The 20,043-nt window shown below is 66.2% G+C and carries 19 protein-coding genes; 8 read left to right on the top strand and 11 right to left on the bottom strand.

All coding sequences use genetic code 11. The features are described from left to right. Nucleotides 1-235: 235 nt before the first annotated feature. The 4 genes from RU09_RS11735 to RU09_RS11720 form a co-directional block, all read right to left on the bottom strand. A complete protein-coding gene (locus RU09_RS11735; RefSeq protein WP_042540770.1) occupies nt 236-2,146 on the bottom strand; it encodes an ABC transporter ATP-binding protein/permease in 1,911 nt (636 codons plus the stop codon). After that, on the bottom strand, nt 2,146-3,216 hold the full coding sequence (locus RU09_RS18085) for a peptidoglycan-binding domain-containing protein (protein WP_197066030.1): 1,071 nt from the start codon (nt 3,214-3,216) through the stop codon (nt 2,146-2,148). The genes RU09_RS11735 and RU09_RS18085 overlap by 1 nt, the downstream gene beginning before the upstream one ends. Before the next feature lie 221 nt (nt 3,217-3,437). After that, a complete protein-coding gene (locus tag RU09_RS11725) occupies nt 3,438-4,346 on the bottom strand; it encodes a hypothetical protein (protein ID WP_042540769.1) in 909 nt (302 codons plus the stop codon). Between the two features lie 5 nt (nt 4,347-4,351). Beyond that, nucleotides 4,352-4,753 (bottom strand): hypothetical protein, encoded by a 402-nt coding sequence (locus RU09_RS11720; RefSeq protein ID WP_042540768.1) that lies wholly within the window; start codon nt 4,751-4,753, stop codon nt 4,352-4,354. A gap of 178 nt (nt 4,754-4,931) precedes the next feature. Here RU09_RS11720 and RU09_RS11715 point away from each other — a divergent pair, with 178 nt between their 5' ends. The 4 genes from RU09_RS11715 (at nt 4,932) to RU09_RS11700 (ending at nt 8,485) form a co-directional block, all read left to right on the top strand. Further along, nucleotides 4,932-5,495 (top strand): RNA polymerase sigma factor, encoded by a 564-nt coding sequence (locus tag RU09_RS11715; protein ID WP_082041111.1) that lies wholly within the window; start codon nt 4,932-4,934, stop codon nt 5,493-5,495. A 151-nt stretch (nt 5,496-5,646) separates the two neighbouring features. Further along, nucleotides 5,647-6,480, top strand: a complete 834-nt coding sequence (locus RU09_RS11710; protein WP_042540766.1) for a hypothetical protein — start codon at nt 5,647-5,649, stop codon at nt 6,478-6,480. A gap of 155 nt (nt 6,481-6,635) precedes the next feature. After that, the gene (gene clpX, locus RU09_RS11705; RefSeq protein ID WP_042540765.1) at nt 6,636-7,904 is read left to right on the top strand and encodes an ATP-dependent Clp protease ATP-binding subunit ClpX; all 1,269 of its coding nucleotides are present in this window, start codon (nt 6,636-6,638) and stop codon (nt 7,902-7,904) included. After that, entirely contained in the window at nt 7,901-8,485 is a 585-nt protein-coding gene (locus tag RU09_RS11700; RefSeq protein ID WP_082041110.1) for an NUDIX hydrolase, read from the top strand. The genes clpX and RU09_RS11700 overlap by 4 nt, the downstream gene beginning before the upstream one ends. A gap of 25 nt (nt 8,486-8,510) precedes the next feature. Here RU09_RS11700 and RU09_RS11695 read toward each other — a convergent pair whose 3' ends face one another. Both RU09_RS11695 and RU09_RS11690 read right to left on the bottom strand, forming a co-directional pair. Further along, nucleotides 8,511-10,562 carry a M3 family metallopeptidase gene (locus RU09_RS11695; protein ID WP_042540764.1) on the bottom strand — a complete coding sequence of 684 codons (2,052 nt, stop codon included), beginning with the start codon at nt 10,560-10,562 and terminating at the stop codon, nt 8,511-8,513. Beyond that, on the bottom strand, nt 10,559-11,467 hold the full coding sequence (locus tag RU09_RS11690) for a LysR family transcriptional regulator (protein WP_042540763.1): 909 nt from the start codon (nt 11,465-11,467) through the stop codon (nt 10,559-10,561). Before RU09_RS11690 ends, RU09_RS11695 begins: the two co-directional genes overlap by 4 nt. Nucleotides 11,468-11,548: 81 nt before the next feature. Between RU09_RS11690 and tdh the strand changes: the two genes are divergently transcribed. From tdh to RU09_RS11670, 4 genes are all read left to right on the top strand, one after another. After that, entirely contained in the window at nt 11,549-12,592 is a 1,044-nt protein-coding gene (gene tdh / locus RU09_RS11685; RefSeq protein WP_042540762.1) for an L-threonine 3-dehydrogenase, read from the top strand. Next, on the top strand, nt 12,592-13,770 hold the full coding sequence (locus tag RU09_RS11680; RefSeq protein ID WP_042540761.1) for a glycine C-acetyltransferase: 1,179 nt from the start codon (nt 12,592-12,594) through the stop codon (nt 13,768-13,770). Before tdh ends, RU09_RS11680 begins: the two co-directional genes overlap by 1 nt. Before the next feature lie 73 nt (nt 13,771-13,843). After that, the gene (locus RU09_RS11675; RefSeq protein WP_042540760.1) at nt 13,844-14,467 is read left to right on the top strand and encodes an ArsR/SmtB family transcription factor; all 624 of its coding nucleotides are present in this window, start codon (nt 13,844-13,846) and stop codon (nt 14,465-14,467) included. Beyond that, entirely contained in the window at nt 14,464-14,682 is a 219-nt protein-coding gene (locus RU09_RS11670; RefSeq protein ID WP_042540759.1) for a hypothetical protein, read from the top strand. Before RU09_RS11675 ends, RU09_RS11670 begins: the two co-directional genes overlap by 4 nt. Before the next feature lie 67 nt (nt 14,683-14,749). On the opposite strand, the gene RU09_RS11665 is transcribed toward RU09_RS11670, so the two are convergent. From RU09_RS11665 to RU09_RS11645, 5 genes are all read right to left on the bottom strand, one after another. Further along, nucleotides 14,750-14,965, bottom strand: a complete 216-nt coding sequence (locus RU09_RS11665; RefSeq protein ID WP_042540758.1) for a hypothetical protein — start codon at nt 14,963-14,965, stop codon at nt 14,750-14,752. After that, nucleotides 14,965-17,559 carry a valine--tRNA ligase gene (gene valS, locus RU09_RS11660; protein ID WP_042540757.1) on the bottom strand — a complete coding sequence of 865 codons (2,595 nt, stop codon included), beginning with the start codon at nt 17,557-17,559 and terminating at the stop codon, nt 14,965-14,967. The genes RU09_RS11665 and valS overlap by 1 nt, the downstream gene beginning before the upstream one ends. 97 nt (nt 17,560-17,656) lie before the next feature. Then, nucleotides 17,657-18,130 (bottom strand): hypothetical protein, encoded by a 474-nt coding sequence (locus tag RU09_RS11655; RefSeq protein ID WP_042540756.1) that lies wholly within the window; start codon nt 18,128-18,130, stop codon nt 17,657-17,659. Nucleotide 18,131: 1 nt separating this feature from the next. After that, a complete protein-coding gene (locus tag RU09_RS11650; RefSeq protein ID WP_042540755.1) occupies nt 18,132-19,703 on the bottom strand; it encodes a hypothetical protein in 1,572 nt (523 codons plus the stop codon). After that, the coding region (locus tag RU09_RS11645; RefSeq protein ID WP_042540754.1) for a hypothetical protein at nt 19,700-20,043 on the bottom strand (344 nt) is incomplete at its 5' end. The genes RU09_RS11650 and RU09_RS11645, both read right to left, overlap by 4 nt.

The raw sequence follows: 20,043 nt of genomic DNA, 5'->3' as shown, positions 1-20,043 counted from the left end.
GCTTCGCGACTGGCCGTGAACCTGCTGCATCGGGAAGGACCAGACCTCCGCTGCGAGAGCAGCGGTTTCATCCTCGGTAGCGTTCTTCCGGGGCGGCGGCGAGGTCGGCGATCGTCGAGCTCGCCGCCGTCGTTCGCCTGTCCCCGGGCAGCTGAGCGGAACCGTTGAACGCATGGCGCGCCGTTGCGGGAGTTCCCGCCGCTGTCAGCAGAGCGCCCCGCTCTTCTGACAGCGATCACGACCGCAGCGCGTCTGCGGGAACGATGCGGTTGGCGCGAACTGCTCCGGCGATTGCGCCGAGAGCGGCGATGGCGATTCCAGTTCCGAGAGCGGCAAGGGCGAGGACGGGGTCGAAGACCGGTGTCCATCTCTGGGCAATCGTCACGGCGAGTACAGCGGCCATCCCAGCGACGATGCCGACGAGACTGCCGATCAGGCCGATCAGCAGGGACTCGAGAAGCAGCATCGTCGCGATGTGGCTTTTGCGTGCCCCGATCGCACGTCGTAGTCCGATCTCGTTGCGTCGTTCAGCGACGGCCGACAGGGTGGCGATCGTCACTGAGGCCGCAGCAGCCAGTCCGGTCACGATCGTCAGCAGCGCAAGACTCAGCGCGACGCTCGCTTCCACGTTCGCGCGCAGCGAGTCCGCTGGCGGGGGAGATGCGACATCGACGCGTTCCGGCCGAATCGGGTCAAGCACCAGCGGCGCCTCCTCCGCGACGGTCGCGGCGGCTCCCAGTTCGGTGACGATATACGCCGTCACCGTGCCCATCGGAAGGTTCACGGTCTCAGGGCTCTCTCTGCCTCCGATTACGGCTTTGCCGAGCAGATCGGGTGCGCGAGGAGAATCAGTGATGATTCCTGCGACGACGAGTGTCCGGCCGGCGATCTCGATCGTCGGAGCCAGATCAACGGGCGCCATCCCGATGCCCTCGGCCAGATAGGCACCGACGAGCACCTGGTTCGTATCGAGCGACACTACTGGTGCGTTCGCCCAGTCGATGTCGAGGCGTAGCGCGGTTCTGACGTCTCCGTAGCTCGCGTATGTGGATGTGTCCACTGCATCGCGGGGGCTGCCGACGCGCACGCTCGCCGTGCCGAGATCTTCGAGGATGGCGACGGAAGCTGAGCCATTCAGGTCCGCCAAGGACCGGGCAGCATCCCGGAGCTCGGTGTCGATCGTCGCTGAGACGCCATCGCCGGAGACCGTCGCAGTGACGTCGCGGCTTTTGACGGCATCGAAGCTCTCGGAAACCTGCTGCTGCGCTGTGGCTGAGAGTCCCAAAGTCGCCACGAACAAGGCTGCAGCGACCGCGATCGCTGCGATGAGCGCGGCGGCGCGCCCGGGGCGGCTCAGCATGTTCGCCGCGGCGTCTTTGACTGCAGCCGCCGGCCGCACGGTGGACGCCTTCCCCGGAGTCTTCGGTTCTCTGCGGGGCGTGATGAGGGGAAGCCTCTCGGTGTCGCTGTCTTCGGTGAGCTCCTGAACCTTGCCGTCCACGACATGGATCTGTCTGTCAGCATGCTGGGCGACCTGATCCGAGTGGGTCACGAGGATCAGTGTCGCGCCATGATGACGGAGGTTCTCGAAGCTCCTCATGACGGCTTCAGTGGTGCTCGAGTCAAGGTTGCCTGTGGGCTCATCCGCCACGACGATGGGCGCCCCGGACGCGAGCGCTCTGGCGATCGCCACGCGTTGACGTTGTCCGCCGGACAGCTGGCGCGGCTTCGCATCGGCTAGGTCGGAGATTCCCACGTCATCGAGCGCCGCAAGGGCTCGTGTCCTCATCCTGCGGGGGTCTACACCGCGATAGTGCATCGACAGTTCCACGTTCTCGACGACTGATCGGCGGTCGAGGAGGTGGAAGGCCTGGAAGACGAACGCGAACGTCTCAGAGCGGTGGGCGCATGCTGCGCGTTCTTTCAGCGCGGCAACGTCCTGTCGGTCGATCAGGTAGTCTCCCATCGACGGAGCATCGAGCAGCCCCAGGATGTTGAGCAGGGTCGACTTCCCGCTGCCCGATTCACCCTGGATGGCGATGTAGCTGCCTTGCGGGATGTCCAGGTCGACGCCGCGCAGCGCGTCTACTGAAGCCAAGCGCGTGCCATAGCGCTTGGTGATGTCCCTGAGGCTGAGTACAGGCACTACTGGACTCTCACGAGATCGCCTGGCTTCAGCTGCTCTTCGTTCAGGATCTCAATGGCGCTGATGCCGTTCAGCTCGCCGACCTCCTTCACCGGGACCTCCTGGAAATCACTTTCCGCCTCTTGACGCAGAACGTACCGACTCGAGCCGCGGGAGGCGACAGCACGGCTCGGAACGAGGAGTGCATCCTGCGCGACCACGCTGCGGGTCACCACGAGAACGGGCTTCTCTCCGACGGACGAGTCCGCGATGGATACGGTGGCAGATTCGGCTGTCACGAACGTGATCGGGACCAGACCTTCCTCGTCGGCCACACCGATGTTCTGCAAGACGAGTGGGATCTCGGCCCCTGCAATCGTCGCTTTCGCCTCGAAGCCGACTTCGAGCTGGGCTGCGGTGGCTGCGATCACCAGAGCCGAGGCGATGGGAGATCCCTTGGCGAAGACGACCGCTGCATCATCCGGCAGCGAACCGACGCCTGGTGCGGCAACGACAGTAGCTGGCAGAACTGAGGTCACCACGAACGAACTCGACGTGGCGACGGCTTGCATCTCCGGCACGGTCGGAGCTACGGGGACCGGCTGGGCCGGCTGGGCTGCGGGGTTTGAGGGGGTAGAGGGCTCTTGCGTGGGCGCCGGGGCATCTTCCGTCGCAGCCGAGCCGTCCTCGGCCACGACTTCTTTCGGCACCTCGTAGCCATGGTCGGCGTAGAGACTCGTGAGCGAGCGCTCGGTTTCCAGGCCGAAGATCCCATCTGCTGTCGTGGAGTAGCCGGCGGTGTTCAACGCGCGCTGCAGCTGCTCGACGTCGCGGCCGGTGTCGCCGGTGCGCAGATCGCGGAAGAACGGAAACGCACCAGGAAGCGCGAAGACCGGCTGCGCGTTGATCTCGAGGACCACTTGGCCGGGCGAGACCTGGGAGCCAATCGCAACAGGCGCGTCGGTCACGACTGCAACACCGCCCTCTCCAGCGGCAGTCAGACTGGCCGATGTCTGATCGCCTGCGCGCACCTCGCCCTGCACCGTCAGGGTCTCGGCGAGGACTCCTTGCTCCACGGGTGCTGTGATCACGGAGGGCGGAGGGGCTGCGGCGTCACTGGCGATCTGGCCGGGGGAACGGAACACCGACGCGACTGCCCACCCTCCAGCGAGTAGAGCCACAATGGCAACCGCGCCAGCGATCCCCAGCATCGCGCGGCGGCCGGGTGGGTAGCCACCTGGCCGACGAGGAGGGTCTGCTGGCCCCGCGGGGCTGTCGAGATACTGCGAGGATTGGCTCTGACCGACTCGTGTCATCCTGCTCGTGACTCCGCGATGATCTCGTCGATCTTCGTCGTCATCTTCTCGATCTCTGCGCCGGCGTCCACGAGCGCCGCTTCGTTGTCTTCGAGCATCGAGCTCTCCCGGGTCCACAGAGCGTCGTAGAACGATTCGGTGAAGCGCGAGGAGTCTCGGCACTTGGCGTCGGCGGTCGCCAGGTCGATCTCTTCGGCGGTGGGCTCAGTGATGGGGCCGTCGATGCTCCCACCCAGACCCAGGCGCTGACGAACGGACTCAGTGGGCATCTCGATCGGCGTCGGCGGGAGGTCTTCGATGCCCACATCGGCCATGCAGTCGTACCATGCGGCCGCGGACTCGAGAACAGCGGGGTCCTTGCTCGCTCCGGAGTACGCCGCTGCGGCCAGACCCGACGTGAAGTTCATCAGGGTGTTGCTGTATCCAGGGCTGTCGGTGGCAGGGTCGTCTCGACACGCCAGGAACGCCTCGTCCTCGGAGGGCGTCGACGCCTGATGCTGGAAGTCGTCCCACGCCTTGAGGCCGGCGGGGCGCTGCTGCGAAGGGTCGTGGTATCCGTACGTCTGAGCGATCTTCAGATCGAACCATTTACGCACCGTGACGTTGGAGCCGTACGCCGCGTCGATGTCCACGTACGGAACGGGATCATCGATGCCTTTGTCAGCGAGGCAGTCGTTGATCACGATCGCCTCGGCGTATGCCGCCTTCGTCAGCTGCAGATCTGAGAGCAGATAGGGATCCAGGGGGAGCGCCCATCGAGCGATGTCCTTGCCCTGCGTGTCCAGCGCCTCTGTGAGCTGATCCGCGCTTCCGGGCGCGCACGCGGCCGCCACCGCGACGGTGGCGGCCGCGACGATGCTGCCGACGGCCCGGCGAGCGAATATGACCTGCCTGGGTCGCCTCATGATGCTCAGATGAACTTCGCGGCGTTGGGGTCCCAGGCAAGTCCCTGGACGATTCCGGCGCTGTTCTCGATGTTGCCGTCGCCCTGGTTCGTGTTGAGGCAGACCGAGGACCCGCCGTAGCCGTTGGTGGCGGTGTCGTAGAAGCAAGCGACGGAGTACCGACCGTTGTTGAACCAGGAGTCTGCCGTGTTGCCAGCCGTCACCGAGGTGCCGGCGTAGTTGTAGTTCGACATCGGCGTGACGTAGTACTCGAACCACAGCACGCCCGCGTAGCTGCCGTTCGTGTTGAAGTCCGGATCGTCCCAGACGCAGGCCCTGCCGAGGCTGCAGTAGCTCGGAGCGGCGCTGGCAGGTGCCGCGAACCCGAACAGTGCGACCAGCGGAGCTGCCAGTGCGATGAACGTCATGGCGATTCTTCTGCGACCTCTTCTGACCTCAACTGATGTCTTCATTGTCATTCCTTCCGAACCAGAATGCGGAGTTCCCGCTGCATGGGTTGTTTCCGAAGTGATGGCGTTCGTTCCCACGAAACAGATATATTCCTCGCGCCTCAAGATTCGTAACAATGTGTGAAACACATCACTCGTGTGCGGAAATAGTTGGTTCAGGAGAGCTGCGGGAGGGGGCGCGCGGTTGGATCAGTTCCCGGATTTCTATCGGAAGCACTATCGGTTGATCTTGACCGTGGCTCAGCAGCGTCTCGGCACCATGGCAGATGCCGAAGATGTGACGGCCGAGGTGTTCCGTGTCGCTTGGGCTCGGCATGACGACGGCGCACAGTTGACCCTGCCGTGGCTGTACACGACTCTTCGCAACCTCATCGGCAACGAGTACCGGCGTCAGGGACGACTCGGCTCTTTCGTTTCTGACGCGGGGCCGATCCTCACCTCTGACGACAGTTTCGGACCCGCGACGGACGACGCGATCGAGGTGCGACGAGCTCTTCGCAGGGTGTCGACGGCCGACCGCGAACTCTTGTACATGGCCTACTGGGAGGAACTCTCGCGAGCCGAGATCGCATCGATTCTCGGCATCAGCGCGATCGCAGTGCGGGTTCGCCTGATGCGCGCTCGCGAGCGATTCAGACATCTGCTTCCACGAGAAGAGGACATTCATCACGAGGAGGTGATCAGCGATGGACGAGCTTGAACGGAGAATTCGTATGGCGCGCCCAGTGAGCGGGTATCGAACCCTGCCGCTCACTGATCGAGCCGAGAAGGAGCTGGCTGGGCTAGTCTCCACGAGACCGCTCACCGCCGCGGATCACCGCCGAGCCAGACTTACCGCGCCGAGCAGGCTGATGCCGTTGGCGGTCGCCACTGCTGCTGCGGTGGTCGTCATCGCCCTCGGGCTGACGCTGTACCTTCCGACTGCTCCGACGTATGCCGCGACTCCGCCTCTGCTCGAAGTATCCCCGGTCCCCCAGCCACGGGAGGAGCTGCTCATGGGCCTGAGCCAGAAAGTGAAGCTCGGTACCGAGACCCCCACGCCCGACCCCGAAGTAACGAAGATTTCGGCTGTGGCGTGGTCGCTCGTCGTGATGTCGGACGGCGAGCACCAGACTGCGAATGTGGTGAACCTGGATTACGACATCACCGTTCAGTCCGACGGCGCCGTGCATCAGATCGTCAAGGCAGGGTCGTCCGTCGACGCCGACGGCCGATCAGTGACCGAGGGGGTCCCTGCTGTCGGTGAGCTCATCTCCGAGGACGAGTGGGCAGTCGGCAGCCCAGAACTTCGGTTCACCGAACCACTGCCGTCAGAGAGCCACCAGATCCCCGCATACTTTGCCAAGACGTACGAGACCACGGAGCTTCCTGATGCGGCTCTGGTGATCAACTCGGTCGCGGACCTCATGCGCCAGCGTCAGCTCTCATCGACAGAGGAAGCCACGGTGCTGGAGTACTTCGCGCATGAGGCGGGCCTCAAGGTCGTCGGGGCCGTGACTGACCGGCTGGGCCGTGATGCGATCGCGTTCTCGGCTGCACACGAGGATGACCCCTCTTACGAGGAATATCTGCTCGTCGCCCCCGACAGCGGACAGATCCTTGCAGTCGAGACGCATTACATCGCACAGGGGCGCGATGACATCCCCTCGCCGTCGGTGACCGGCTATTTCGCCTGGCGCAGGTGACGCGACCCCTCCGATGCTCTTCGCCGAGCAGGCGCGGACACATGCGGTCGGGCGATGCGGACTCGTGATGCGCGACCCCGCGCCAATGCGTCCCGGTGTCGGATGCAGCGGTTAGGCTCAGTAGACGATCTCAGGATCCCCCTAGGAGGACGCGCATGGCCCGTATCGGCGAAAGCGCTGACCTGTTCAAGTGCTCATTCTGCGGAAAGAGTCAGAAGCAGGTGCAGCAGCTCATCGCAGGACCCGGTGTGTACATCTGCGACGAGTGCGTCGAGTTGTGCAACGAGATCATCGAGGAGCGGATGGCGGAGTCCTCCGCCGACGGCACGGCGGACTTCGAACTGCCCAAGCCGCGTGAGATCTTCTCATTCCTCGAGGAGTACGTCGTCGGGCAGGAGCCCGCGAAGAAGGCTCTGGCCGTCGCGGTGTACAACCACTACAAGCGAATCCGTGCGCACGGCACCCTTCAGACGGCCGAGCAGAAGGCCGAGAGCGTCGAGATCGCGAAGAGCAACATCCTGCTCATCGGCCCGACGGGCTGCGGCAAGACCTACCTGGCGCAGACGCTCGCGAAGCGACTGAACGTGCCCTTCGCCGTCGCAGACGCCACAGCGCTCACCGAAGCCGGCTACGTCGGTGAAGACGTCGAGAACATCCTCCTCAAGCTCATCCAGGCCGCCGACTACGACGTCAAGCGCGCGGAGCAGGGCATCATCTACATCGACGAGGTCGACAAGATCGCCCGCAAGGCCGAGAACCCGTCGATCACCCGCGACGTCTCTGGCGAGGGCGTGCAGCAGGCTCTCCTGAAGATCATCGAGGGCACTGTGGCATCGGTGCCTCCTCAGGGCGGGCGCAAGCACCCCCACCAGGAGTTCCTCCAGATCGACACGTCGAACGTGCTGTTCATCGTCGCGGGCGCGTTCGCCGGCCTCGAGGACATCGTGTCGGCACGCGTCGGCAAGCATGGCATCGGCTTCGGCGCCCCGCTGCACGACAAGGGCAAGGATCTCGATCTCTTCAGCGAGGTACTGCCGGAAGACCTGCACAAGTTCGGTCTGATCCCCGAGTTCATCGGCCGTCTTCCCGTCGTGACCTCGGTCTCGCCGCTCGACCAGAGTGCGCTCATCGACATTCTCACGGGACCTCGCAACGCACTCGTCAAGCAGTACCAGCGCATGTTCGAGCTCGACGGCGTTCAGCTCGAGTTCGAAACAGAGGCGCTGCGCTCGATCGCCGACCTCGCCGTCGAACGCAAGACCGGCGCTCGTGGACTCCGTGCGATCCTCGAAGACGTGCTCGGGCCGATCATGTTCGAGATCCCCTCGGCCGAAGACGTGGCGAAGGTCATCGTCACCCAGGCGGCCGTCGACGAGGGCGCTGCGCCGACGATCGTGATGGAGCGCAAGCGCAAGAGCGCGTGAGTTCGGTTCCCTCGCCCTGGCGAGTGGTCGGCAGCGAGCTGGTGCATGCCGATCGCTGGATCCGCGTGCGCGCGGACGACTGCGTCGATGAGCGTCAGCGGACCATCGCCCCGTATTACGTGCTCGAATACGGGGACTGGATCTCGGTGCTGGCCCTCGACCGAGAGGGCCACGCGATCGTCGTCGAAGAGTACCGACACGGAGCCGCGATCGTCGCGGTCGGCACGATCGGCGGCGGCGTGGAGGCTGGCGAATCGCCGGACGCAGCCGCGGTCAGAGAGCTGCGCGAGGAGACCGGGTACGAGGCCGAGGAGATGATCGGTCTCGGAGCCACCTGGGCCAACTTCGGCAACCACACCAACCGGGTGCATCACTTCCTCGCCCGAGGCTGCGTGCGCGTCGCCGAGCAGTCGCTCGATGACAGCGAGGCGATCGCCGTGCACACAGTCCCTCTCGACACCCTCGGCGAGCATCTCTCGCAGAGCTACCATCAGCTCACCTGGTACAAGGCGATGGAGCGTCTCGACCGCTCGGCGATGGAGCGTCTCGACCGCTCGGCGATGGAGCGTCTCGACCGCTGACGTCAGGAGGCGGCGCGCGACTCTCTCATGCTTCGAGGCCGCGACGCTTCAGCAGCGGCGCGATCTCGGCATCCCGGCCACGGAAGTCGCGGTATGCGTCGAGCGGATCCTTGGAGCCACCCACGCCGAGGAGACGGGCGCGGAACCGGTCGCCGTTCTCGCGCGTGAGTCCGCCGTTCTCGCGGAACCAGTCGACCGTGTCGGCGTCGAGCACCTCGCTCCAGATGTAGGAGTAGTAGCCGGCGCTGTATCCGCCCGAGAAGACATGCGCGAAGTAGGTCGACGAGTAGCGGGTCGGCACGACGGGATCGTCGAGTCCGATGTCGGCGAGCGCGGCCGCCTCGAACTCGGCGACGTCGTCGACGACGGCCCTCGTATCCATGCGGTGCCACGCCTGATCGAGCCACGCTGCCGCGAGGTACTCGCTCGTCGCGTGACCCTGATCGAACGTCTCGGTGGCGCGAAGGCGTTCGACGATCGCGGGGTCGAGCGCTTCGCCGGTCTCGTAGTGACGTGCGTAGTTGTCGAGGACCTCGGGCCAGAGGATCCACATCTCGTTGACCTGACTCGGGAACTCGACGAAGTCGCGGAAGACGTTCGTGCCGGCGAAGTGCGGGTAGGTGACGACGGCGAACAGACCGTGCAGTGCGTGCCCGAACTCGTGGAACAGCGTCGTGACCTCGTCGAGCGTCAGTAGGGTCGGCTCACCGTCACCGGGAAGCGGGACATTGAGGTTGTTGACGACGACGGGCAGCGTCCCTCGGAGGCGCGACTGGCTGACGATGGGATTCATCCACGCGCCACCGCGCTTCGAGTCGCGCGTGTAGAGGTCGAGCACGTACAGGCCCACCGCGCTGCCGTCGGCATCGCTGACCTCGAACACGCGAGCACCCGGGTGGTAGGCCCGGAGGTCGTGCCGCTCTGCGAACGTCACCCCGTAGAGCTGTGTGGCCGCGAAGAACACCCCGTCCTGGAGCACCCGTTCGGCCTCGAACCACGGGCGCAGCGCGCTCGTGTCGATCGCATAGCGGGCAGTGCGCACCTTCTCGGTGTAGAACGCCCAGTCGTGCGCCTCGACCGTGAAGGGTGCGGCCTCCGTCTCGTCGACGATCGACTGCAGGGTTTCCCGCTCTGCACGGGCGTTCCGCGCAGACGGCGCGGCGAGCTCGCGCAGCATCCGCTCTACAGCCACAGGGCTGCCGGCCGTCTCGTCTGCGGTGACGTAGGCGGCATGCGAGTCGTAGCCCAGCAGCGCTGCGCGCTCGGCGCGCAGGCGGACGATCTCCGTGAGCACCGGCCGGTTGTCGTTCGCGTTGGGGCGGGACGCCCGCGACCGTGAGGCCGCCATGATGCGGCGGCGGGACTCGCGGTCGCGGAGCTGAGCGAGATACGGATGCCCGGTGAACAACGGGAGAGTGATGACGAACCGTCCGTCGAGGCCTCGATCGCTCGCCGCACGAGCTGCGGCGGAGAGCTCCCCACTGCTGAGACCGTCGAGTTCGTCGGAGGAGTCGAACACCACGGCGAGATCGTTCGTGTCGTTGAGCAGGTTGCGCTCGAAGGTGTTGCTCAGCGTCGACAGCTGCTGATTCAGCACGGTGAGCCGGCTCTTCGCGTCGTCGTCGAGGGCCGCACCTGCGTGGGTCATCTCGCGATGGTGCCGCTCGACGAGATACCGCTGCTCGTCGTCGAGCTCGAGGTCATCCAGGCGCGCATGCACCTGCTGGACGCGCCAGTACAGCGCCCCGTCGAGAGTGATGGCATCGTGATGCGCCGCCATGAGCGGAGCGAGCTGCTCGTCGATCTTCTGGATCTCGGGCGTCGCGTCGGCCGATGTGACGGTGTAGAAGGTGTGTGCGACGCGGTCGAGCAGTTCTCCGGAGCGCTCCAGCGCCTCGATCGTGTTCTCGAAGGTGGGCATCGATCGCACCATGGTGATCCGAGAGATCTCCTGGAGATGCTCGTCGAACGCCGCCTGGAACGCGGGCAGGTAGTGCTCGGGCGTGATCGCCGCGAAATCGGGGAGCCCGTAGGGGAGTGCAGACGGCTGAAGCAGAGGGTTCGAGGCGTCGGTCATCCTCTGAGCCTAGCCATCACCCGCTGCAGGGCGTCGACGACGACGCGCACGGATTGTCGTCTCAGGTTCTCCGGCCTGGCGAGCACGTCGATCATCCGGTGGGTGCTGACTCCCCGCAGCGGAAGCCGCACGATGTCACGGTCGTCGACGGTGCGGGACGTATAGCGCGGCAGCATCCCGAGGACCCCGCCCGCAGCGATGACCGCCGCGACCGCACCGTAGTCGTTGATCCGGTGGCGGATCTCGACGGGACGCCCGGCGACGGCTGAGACGGCGCGCAGCACATCGTCGGGCGAGTATCCGATGCGACTCGTGACCCAGGGGCTGTCGATGACGTCGAAGGACGTCACCTGCGCGCGGGTGGCGAGAGGGTGGGAAGACGAGACGGCGACGTCCAGCGGTTCTCGAACGAGCGCCAGGCTGCGCACCCCGTCTGTCGGCCACGGCGGCGAATGCTCCATGCGGTGCGCGAGCACGAGGTCGTACCGGGCTGCGAGAGCGGGGAACTCGCTCTGCGCCACGTCCTCGTCGGTGAGCTGCACGGTCGGCGGCGCGGGGGAGTCGTCGAGTTCACGGATCAGCGACCCGAAGAGCGCCTGCCCGACGCTGTGGAATCCGCTGATTGTGACCACGCCGGTGCTGTCGTTCTCGAAGTCGTCCAGCGCGCTGCGCGCTGCGGCCATCGCGTCTATCGCCTCGGCGCCCGCTGCCGCAAGCGCCTGCCCGGCTGCGGTCAACGTGAGGCGACGGCCGTCTTTGCGCGTGAGCGGTGTGCGGAAGCTCCGTTGCAGGGCTGCCAGATGCTGTGACACGGCAGACGGGGTGACGTTGAGCGTCTCGGCGACGGCGGTGACGCTTCCCAGAGCGCCGAGCTCTCTCAGGATCTGCAGCTGATGGAGTTCCATCCACTCAGATTAGTGTTTGCTACAGGGTCTATGCAGAAGTTACCGGTTGTTCTACATGGTCGAATGCGATCTGATCGACATATGAAGGCATTGTTCAAAGCCGAACGCGCCGCCGGACTCGAGCTCGTGGATCGTCCCGAGCCCACTGCGGCGCCAGACGAAGTCGTGATCCGCGTGCTGAGTACGGGGATCTGCGGCACCGATCTGCATATCCGTCGCTGGGACGACTGGGCTGCATCCGCCATCGATGCCCCACTCATCCCCGGTCACGAGTTCTACGGCGAGGTCGTCGAGGTCGGTCCGCTCGTCCACGACATCGCTGTGGGCGATCGGGTGTCGGGCGAGGGGCACATCGTGTGCGGCACGTGCCGCAATTGCCGCGCAGGACGCCGCCAGATGTGCATCCGCACGATCGGCCTCGGGCTGCAACGCGACGGGGCCTTCGCCGAGTTCCTGGCGTTGCCCGCCGTGAACGTCTGGGTGCATCACGCCGACGTGGCGCCGGAGCTCGGCGCGATCTTCGATCCTCTCGGCAACGCCGTGCACACGGCGCTCACGTTCCCGCTCGTGGGTGAGGATGTGCTCGTGACAGGGTGCGGTCCGATCGGCCTCATGGCGATCGCCGTCGCTCGGCACGCCGGAGCCCGCTTCATCGCGGCGACGGATGTGAGCGCGCCTCGCCTCGAGATGGCGCGTCTCATGGGCGCGGACGAGGTCGTCGACGTCTCGGCCCGCGAGATCCGAGATGCCCAGCAGGCGCTCGGTCTGCGCGAGGGATTCGACATCGGCTTCGAGATGAGCGGCGCGGCGTCGGCGCTCCCGGCGATGATCGACAACATGAACCATGGCGGCCGGATCGCGATGCTCGGACTGCCCAGCACCGGATTCGAGATTGACTGGGGCAAGCTCGTCACGCACATGCTCACGATCAAGGGGATCTACGGACGCGAGATGTTCGAGACGTGGAACGCGATGGGTGCCATGCTGCAGACGAGTGCGACGCTGCGCGACTCGATCGGACGGGTGATCGCGGATGTGATCCCCGCCAGGGACTGGGAACAGGGCTTTGCCGCGGCCGAGTCCGCCGGCACGGGAAAGATCATCCTCGATTGGACGGAGCTGTGATGTACGGGACATTCCAGAAGCATGTGGCTGACGAGCTCGCCGGGATCGAGGCCGCGGGCCTCACGAAGCACGAACGAGGCATCCGCGGGCCGCAGAACGCCGAGATCACCGCCGACGGCGCAGAGGTGCTCAATTTCTGCGCGAACAACTACCTCGGTCTCGCCGACGACCCGCGGATCCTGGATGCCGCCACTGCGGCACTGCAGGAGTGGGGCTACGGGCTCGCCAGCGTCCGCTTCATCTGCGGTACGCAGGAACAGCATCTGGAGCTCGAGCGACGACTCGCGGGATTCCTCGGCACCGACGACTCGATCCTCTTCTCGTCATGCTTCGACGCGAACGGAGGAGTGTTCGAGACGCTCTTCAGTGCTGAGGACGCGATCATCTCGGACGAACTCAATCACGCGTCGATCATCGACGGGATCCGTCTCTCGAAGGCGCGTCGGCTTCGCTACCGCAATCGTGACATGGCGGATCTCGAAGCGCAGCTGCAGGCGGCATCCGATGCACGCTTCCGGGTGATCGTCACCGACGGCGTGTTCTCGATGGACGGCTACATCGCGCCGCTCGCCGAGATCTGCGACCTCGCGGATCGCCACGACGCCCTGGTGTTCGTCGACGACTCGCACGCGGTCGGCTTCGTAGGGGAGAACGGACGAGGAACGCCGGAACTCTGCGGTGTCGCCGATCGTGTCGACATCTATACGGGCACGTTCGGGAAGGCGCTGGGCGGAGCATCCGGTGGCTACGTCGCCTCGCACGCCGACGTCGTCGCCCTGCTGCGTCAGCGTTCGCGTCCGTATCTGTTCTCGAACACGCTCGCCCCCGCCATCGTCGCCGGAACCCTCACCGCGCTCGATCTCGTCGAGGGTTCGGCCGATCTCCGTGCGCGTCTGCGCGACAACGCGGCACTGTTCCGTGAGCGGATGACGGCGGAGGGTTTCGATCTGCTGCCGGGAGAGCATCCGATCGTCCCCGTGATGTTCGGCGACGCGGCTCTCACAGCGCGCATCGCGACGGAGATGCAGGCGCAGGGCATCTACGTGACCGCGTTCAGCTTCCCCGTCGTTCCTCGCGGGCTGGCGCGGATCCGCGTACAGCTCTCGGCGGCGCATACGCCCGAGCAGATCGAAAGATGCGTGGCTGCCTTCGTCGCCGCGCGAGCCGTCGTGAGCTGAGAGGCGAGCAGACAAAGATTGCTTTGCAAAAGAATGCTTGCAAAGAAGTCTTTGCAAGAGTATCTTTGCATGCATGGCAGACGAAGAGCAGTTGCGACGACTCGATTCCGGGGCGCTCAAGGCCCTGGCTCACCCGCTGCGTGTGCGGATTTTCGATCTGCTCAGCGCACATGGGCCGCAGACGGCGAGTTCGCTCGCATCGATGCTGGGGGAGACCTCCGGGTCCACCAGCTACCATCTGCGCACTCTCTCGGCACATGACCTGATCCACGAGGTCGAGGGGCGAGGCACAGCGCGCGAGCGCTGGTGGGAGCTGCCTGAGGGGCGCATCGACATCCCCGGTCCGAGCCAGAGCATGTCGCCCGCCAACCAGGCAGCGGCGCAGATCGTGTCGTCGGAGTTCTTCCGCCTGCGGCACGAGACCCTGATGTCCTACGTCAACCGGCCGGACACAGAGGTGCCGGAAGGCTGGAAGGACGCGGGGCTGATCGCCACAACCCTCCTCGAGATGACCCCCTCGCAGATGGAGGACCTCAAGGACGAGCTCATGGGAGTCATCGAGGGTGCCGTCGGGCGATATCGCGGCCAGACCGGGCCGGACGTGCGCCGGGTGTCGATGCGCACCGAGCTCTTCGACCTTCCGGCGACCGGGCCGGTGCTCGCCGGTGCCGCTGACTCGAACGAGGAGGAATCATGACCAGCGCGACCATCCGCCTCGTCGCCCCGACACAGGCGGAGCGGAAGCTCCTCGGCCTTGCTGATCTCCTCACGGTCTTCGTCGAGCGACGCATCACTCGCCGCGCTCAGAAGCGGGCCCTCGCTCTCGATCTCCTGCGAGAGCAGCAGACCAGGCGACAGGATCCTCGCGCGGTCGAGCACATGCTCGCGCAGATCGGGCTCCCTCGGCGCTGAGGCGTTCTGATCACGGCGAAGCCCCCTGCCGCAGACGCGGACAGGGGGCTTCGTCAGCAGAGACCGCTCAGTCCTCGAAGGGTCGGGCGACCACATCGCCGGACCCGGTCTGGAAGACCTCCCAGCCCGCATCGAGCTCTGCGATCGCGCGGCCTTCGAGCCACGTGAGCGTCCAGTGCCCGGAGAGACCGCGCGATTCGACTTCGGCGATCGCCGGCCGGAGCGCGGCGGGAACGGATGCCGGTGGCTCGGAACCGGTGGCCCACCTCGTGCCCAGCTGCATCAGGCGCCCTCGACCGGCGCGAGCTCGATCGCGGTGACCGCGAACTCGTCGGCCTCGGTGAACTCGAGTTCGGCGATGCGTCCCACTGCCCGGAGGTCGTCGGCCGCGGCGCGGAGCGCCTCGAGCTTGACGGCGGGAGCGGCGATCGCGGCGCGGGAGACCGGAGTCTTCTGCGATGCCTTGGCCTCGGTCTTGGCGCGGCGGATGCCGATCAGCGCCTCGCTCGCGGCCGACAGCACGGCCGTATCGCCCTCGATGCCGAGTGCTTCAGGCCACGCCGCGGTGTGCACCGAGCCTTCTTCGAACCACGACCACACCTCTTCGGTCGCGAACGAGATGATCGGGGCGAGCAGGCGCAGGAGCGTCGACAGTGCCAGACGCAGCGCGAGAGCGGCGGATGCCTGACCCACGTCGTTCTGGTTGTAGGCGCGCTCCTTGACGAGCTCGAGGTAGTCGTCGCAGAACGTCCAGAAGAACGCCTCGGTCACTTCGAGCGCCTTGGCCTGGTCGTAGTTCTCGAACGCCTTCGTCGCCTCCTCGATCACGGCGTCCAGGCCGGTGAGCATCGATGCATCGAGCGCGTGGGTGACCTGAGCGCCCTCCGGTACGGGGAACGACAGCACGAACTTCGCGGCGTTCAGCACCTTGATCGCCAGACGGCGGCCGATCTTGACCTGCGTCGGGTTCTGCGGGTCGAAAGCGGCATCCATGCCCAGGCGGCTCGAAGCGGCCCAATAGCGCACCGCATCCGATCCGTGGGTCTCGAGGATGTCCGCCGGAGTCACCACGTTGCCCTTGGACTTCGACATCTTCTTGCGGTCGGGGTCGACGATGAAGCCCGAGATCGCGGCGTTGCGCCACGGCGATCGGGAGTCCTCGAGAGTCGAGCGCAGCATGGTCGAGAAGAGCCAGGTGCGGATGATGTCCTGGCCCTGGGGGCGCAGGTCGAACGGAGCGGTGAGCTGCCACAGCTCCTCGTCGCGCTGCCATCCGCCGGCGAGCTGCGGAGTGAGCGACGAGGTCGCCCAGGTGTCGAGGATGTCGGCTTCGGCCTCGAATCCGCCGGCCGCACCGCGCTGGTCCTCGGTGTAGCCCGCGGGGACGTCGGTCGTCGGGTCGATGGGAAGGCTCGCGTGGTCGGGAGCGATCACCCGGTCGTAGTCGCGCTCGCCGTTCTCATCGAGTCCGTACCAGAGCGGGATCGGCACGCCGAAGAAGCGCTGGCGTGACACGAGCCAGTCGCCGGTCAGGCCGCCGACCCAGTTCTCGTAGCGCACGCGCATGAAGTCCGGGTGCCACGTCAGCTGGGTGCCGCGCTCGAGCAGCTCGTCGCGCCGCTTCGCGTCACGCGCGCCGTTGCGGATGTACCACTGGCGGGTCGAGACGATCTCGAGCGGGCGGTCGCCCTTCTCGAAGAACTTCACCGCGTGATTGAACGGCTTACCGACCGCCGTCATGTCGCCGGTCTCCTGCAGCTTCTCGACGATGGCCTTGCGGGCCGAGAACACCGTCTTGCCGGCGAGCTCGGCCTGGTACCAGTCGATGGCCTCAGCGTCGGCCACGATCGACGGGGCGGTCGGGAGGAACCGGCCGTCGAGACCGATCGTCGTCATGTTCGGGAGGTGGTCGCCCGCGGCTGTGCGCAGCTCACGCCACCAGATGATGTCGGTCACGTCGCCGAAGGTGCAGACCATCGCGGCTCCCGTGCCCTTGTCGGGCTGTGCGAGGTGGTGTCCGTGGATCTCGATCTCTGCGCCGAAGAACGGCGTGCGCACCTTCGTGCCGATCAGGTGCTTGTGCGGGCCCTCGGGGTGGGTCACGATCGCGATGCACGCCGGCAGCAGCTCGGGGCGGGTGGTCTCGATCGTGATCGAGCCAGATCCGTCGGCGAAGGGGAAATCGATGGTGTGATAAGCGGCCTGCTGATCGCGATCCTCGAGTTCGGCCTGCGCGATCGCCGAGCGGAAGTCGATGTCCCACAGGGTCGGTGCGAGCGACTGGTAGGCCTCGCCGCGCTCGAGGTTGCGCAGGAACGCGAGCTGGCTCTGGCGGATGGTGTCGTCCGAGATCGTGCGGTACGTCTGGGTCCAGTCGACCGAGAGGCCGAGCTGGCGGAACAGCGCCTCGAACTGCTTCTCGTCTTCGATCGTCAGACGCTCGCAGAGCTCGATGAAGTTACGTCGGCTGATCGGCACCTGGTCGGCGGCGCGGCTGGACTTGTTGTCGCCGCCCTCGAACGGCGGCGTGAAGTCGTCCTGGTAGGGAAGCGAGGGGTCGCAGCGCACGCCGTAGTAGTTCTGCACCCGACGCTCGGTGGGAAGGCCGTTGTCGTCCCAGCCCATCGGGTAGAACACGTTCTTGCCGCGCATGCGCTCGAAGCGCGCCTTGACGTCGGTGTGCGTGTACGAGAACACGTGGCCGATGTGCAGGCTGCCGGATGCGGTCGGCGGGGGAGTGTCGATCGAGTACACACCCTCGCGGCCGGACTGTGCGGCGCGGAGTCGGTCGAACAGGTAGGTGCCCTGCTCGGACCACGACTCACCCCACTTCGCTTCGAGACCTTCGAGTACGGGCTTGTCGGGAATCACGGACATGGAGGTCTCCTCGAGCGATGTATGCGGCACTGTGTGAGCGTGCCTGAGTGTGGGTTGTGCCCCACAGTCTAATCGCCCCGAACCGGAGGGGAGCCCCTCACTCGCCCCAGACGGCCTCGACGATCGCGGCTGCCTGGTCGTTCGTCACCTGGATGTCGCCGTAGGTGCTCGACGCGATCTCCAGGTCGGGCGAGATGCTCCGCACCAACGCCTCGAGGTCGATCGATTCGCCATCACTTCCGTTGACGCCGAGGTCGATCTCGTCGCTGGGCACGTCGTTGTGCTCGAGGACGATCCTCAGGATGCCCGCCAGATCATCGGCGGAGGCGTCTTCGTGGTCGAGATCGACGCCCACGCTCAGATAGAAGGTGAACCCGGAGATCGTCTTCGCAGCGTAGGCATCGGTGACGCCGATCTCTGAATCCATCAGCGCTGCGGGAATCGTCTCGGCGAAGTCCCCGTCGGAGGTCTCCTTCAGAAGCGGGCCGCACCCGCTCAGTGCGAGCATCATCGCCGCGAGCGCGAGTGCGACGGCTCCCCGAGTGGCTCGCGCACGGCCGGTGATGCTCATATCAGCGTTCCACTCCTTGGTATACCTGGTGATCGACCACTGTGCCGCCGAGACCGGCGAGGTCCCAAGGATCCGTTCCGCCGTTGGCATCGCGATAGGCGGCTTCCCACTCTGCCACGGACGTCGCATACTTCGGGTTGTTGTGTGCTCCGAACCCGTGTGCCCCATCCGGGTCCGGGAGCGTGATCTGGTGGATGTTCGGCGGGAGCACGGTCACCGGGGTGTTCGGGATGTCGAACGGGGACTGGCCCGGCAGCCCGGGAACGCCGACGAGGCTCCCATCCAGCATCGGCACGACGTCTGTCGCGTGCTGGAACGCGTAGACCGGCACGTTCGGCGGCACGTGGAAGTTGTCGACGGGGGAGCCGTTGGTCACGACCCCGATCGGGTTGTACGGGAAGGACGAGTCCGCGGCGAGGTTCGCCGCCATGATGCCGCCCTGGCTGAAGCCGGTCAGCACGACGTCGGATCCCGCAGGGATCCCCGCCTGCTGCATCGCATCCAGCACCGCGCGCTCGTACTGAGTGCGGAAGAGCGGGTTGTCGAGCATCAGCGCGAGGTTGTTGTCCCGGTCGTTCATCGCGCCGCTCGAGGGGCCGAACTCCCAGGCCTGTGTCGACGGGAGCGACACGACCCAGTGCGTCGAGCCGTCGGGACTGACGACCTCTTTGATGTCGATCGCCGTGGAGCTCTCCCCGCCCATCGCGTCGGTCGTGCCGTTCACCGACACGAGATCCGACAGCGAGTCGAGCGAGGTGACCTCGTGAGCGTCGTTCCATGCGGCCAGTTGATCCTCGTTCAACGTCGACGGATCGATCTCGCGGACCTGCGCGTCACCGGTCAAGAAGTCGTGGAGCACGTTGCCGAACACCAGTCCGAGCGGCCCGCCGGTGAGTCCGCCGACCAGCGGCAGCATGTCGGCGAGGACATCGCGGAGGGTGGCCAGCGCGTCGCCGACGAGCGGCACGAGCTTGTAGAGGAGCTGCGCAAGAGACACGACGGCGCCGGTGAGACTCTTGACCAGCGCGCCGGCGGTGCTGACGAACTCGGCTGCGGACTCGGCGAACCGCTGGATGTCCTCGAGCTTCTGCAGGGGATTGAGGCTGAAGCGGAACAGATCGTCGGCGAAGCGGCTCAGGCGACCGAGGAAGTCGCAGATCAGCACTCGTGTCGACTCGATGATCTGGCTGACCAGGCGCACCGCGCTCGCCGTGGCTCCGGTCCACTGGGCGGCATCCTCGGCGACGGACAGCAGGTCGCCGTACCGGGCCCGCAGCGCGCGGACCGTGCGGCCGTCGAGCTCGGCCAGCCGGGGCTCGGCATCGCGGAGCGTCTCGACCACTCGGCGGAGCGAGCTCTCTGCTCCCTCCCAGCGCGAGGCGAACCCGCCGACGGTGCCGGGGTCGCCGAGGAGATCGTCGAACCACTCCCGCAGCGGGGCGATGTACTGCATGAGCATGCCGGCGATGCCGGGGATGCTCGCGCAGTCGGCCTGCGAGGCGCTGTACCCGGGTGCTCCCGCCGCCCACGAACCGGAGCGCACCTGGCTGCTGATGCTTGCGGACGCGCTCACAGCTCTCCCTCGATGGCGCGGAACGAGGTGACGGCGCCGTCTTCGATCGCGCCGAAGGCATCGACGATCCCCTTGAGGCCGGTCGCCGTCGCGTCGGCGAGAGTCGTCGCGGCAGCGAGCGTCGACTCGGAGGCATCCGCGAGCGCGTCGACCGCGGGCCCGAGCAAGGGGCCGCACATCGCGCCGAACGCCGACTGCCCCACACCTCCGGCGGCTGTCGTGGCGGCGGATCCGAGCAGCTCGGCCGCTGCGGTGAGCGCCCGCACGTGCGCGCGGAGCTCGTCCTCGTCGATCACGATCTGCTGATTGGATGCGGTCATGATGATCGGTTCCCCCCCCC

The organism is Microbacterium sp. MEJ108Y (genome assembly GCF_000834175.1).
GTDB classification, from domain to species: domain Bacteria; phylum Actinomycetota; class Actinomycetes; order Actinomycetales; family Microbacteriaceae; genus Microbacterium; species Microbacterium forte.
Note: the sequence above shows the minus strand (reverse complement) of the source record. Positions and strands in the feature narration are given on the sequence as shown.